The sequence below is a fragment of the Mesorhizobium sp. M7A.F.Ca.CA.004.04.2.1 genome, from assembly GCF_004022825.1.
Taxonomy (GTDB): Bacteria; Pseudomonadota; Alphaproteobacteria; order Rhizobiales; family Rhizobiaceae; genus Mesorhizobium.
In genome coordinates, this window is the sequence record NZ_RZPH01001279.1 from 1 (window position 1) to 1,440 (window position 1,440).

General features: G+C 66.7%; 2 protein-coding genes and 1 pseudogene. All 3 read left to right on the plus strand.

Annotated elements, in window-relative coordinates:
* Window positions 1–245, plus strand: a pseudogene (locus tag EN893_RS33830) (acyl CoA:acetate/3-ketoacid CoA transferase); the annotation flags it as partial.
* A complete protein-coding gene (locus EN893_RS33835) occupies window positions 238–1,014 on the plus strand; it encodes an enoyl-CoA hydratase/isomerase family protein (RefSeq protein WP_127267245.1) in 777 nt (258 codons plus the stop codon). The pseudogene EN893_RS33830 and the gene EN893_RS33835, both read left to right, overlap by 8 nt.
* A gap of 10 nt (window positions 1,015–1,024) precedes the next feature.
* Window positions 1,025–1,440 (plus strand): aldehyde dehydrogenase family protein (locus EN893_RS33840; RefSeq protein ID WP_128362168.1); only part of this gene is annotated, 416 nt, incomplete at its 3' end.

The window sequence follows — 1,440 nt, forward strand, 5'->3', positions numbered from 1 at the left end:
CAGTCGCGCAGGGACAGGACATCACCTATGTCACCGAACGCTGCGTGATGAGGCTGACGCCGGAGGGCCTGGTCGTCACAGAACTCGCACCCGGCATCGATCTGCAGCGCGATGTGCTGGCGCAGTCGGAAATTCCGTTGGGCATTGCCAAGAACCTCAAGACGACACCGGCAGCCCTCTATCAGGAGCAACCGATAGGCCTGTCGCTGAATGGCGGCGCCTCGCTTGGAGGCGCGCATGGCTGAGCACCTCGTCACCTTTGAAACCGACGGCGCCATCGGCGTCGTCACGCTGCGCCGGCCGGAGAAATTCAACGCGCTGGACATTCCGATGCTGCGCGCGTTGGAGACGGCGCTTGACGCGGCCGAGATGGCCGAGGGCGTCCGCGTCGTGCTGCTGCGCGGCGAGGGCAAGGGATTTTGCGCCGGTGGCGATGTTGAAGCGTGGGCGCGGATGAGTGCCGCCGATTTCCAGGTGCAATGGGTACGCTACGGCCACCGCGTCTTCGACCGGCTGGCGCGGCTCAGGCAGCCGACCATCGCCGTTTTGTCGGGCCATGCACTGGGCGGCGGGCTCGAACTGGCTGTGGCTTGCGACTTCCGCGTGGCCGAAACACAGGTAAAATTGGGCTTCCCCGAAACCTCGATCGGCGTCGTTCCGGGCTGGTCCGGCACGCAGCGCGCCGTGCGCCGCTTCGGCGCGCAGACGGTGCGGCGCATGGCGCTGGGCGGCGAGATCTTTCTCGCCCCTGAAGCACTGGCCTTGGGCATTGTCGATCGGGTGGTCGAGACCGGCAAGGCGCTGGCTAATGCACAGGCGTGGGCGGAAAAGATCGCCGAGCGCGGGCCACTGGCGACGGAAGCCGCCAAGCTGATGATCGCGGTCGCCGAAGGCGAGGAAAGTGCCGCCGCCACCGAAGCGCTGGCCAGCGGCTTCATCGCCCTGACCGGAGATCTCAAGGCCGGCGTCGATGCCTTCAAGGCCAAGCAGAAGCCGGCCTTTTCGAGATCCTAGAGGAAAACAGATGAACGCCCCACTCAAGATCGCCATGCCGGCCGAGGCGGCTGCGGCACCGAAAGCCTACAGGCTGCTGATCGACGGCAAGCATGTCGATGCCCGCGACGGCCGCACGATTGCTCGAAATAGTCCCGGCCACGGCTTCACCGTCTCGCACTACGCACAGGCCGGCGAGGCCGAAGTGGAAGCCGCTGTGCAGGCCGCCCACAAGGCGTTCGAGACCGGTCCATGGCCGCGCATGAGGGCAGCTGAGCGTGCCGCGATCCTGCTCAAGGCGGCTGACCTGATCGAGGCGCGGCTTGAAGACATCGCCCGGCTCGACGCGCTGGAATCGGGCAAGCCGATCGCCCAGGCGCGCGGCGAGATCGGCGGCGCCGTTGACATCTGGCGCTATGCCGCCTCGCTTGCCCGCACGTTGCATGG

Excerpts from the sequence above, each read along its gene's own strand:
- EN893_RS33835 (WP_127267245.1), top strand. The coding sequence starts at position 238 with ATGGCTGAGCACCTCGTCACCTTTGAAACCGACGGCGCCATCGGCGTC.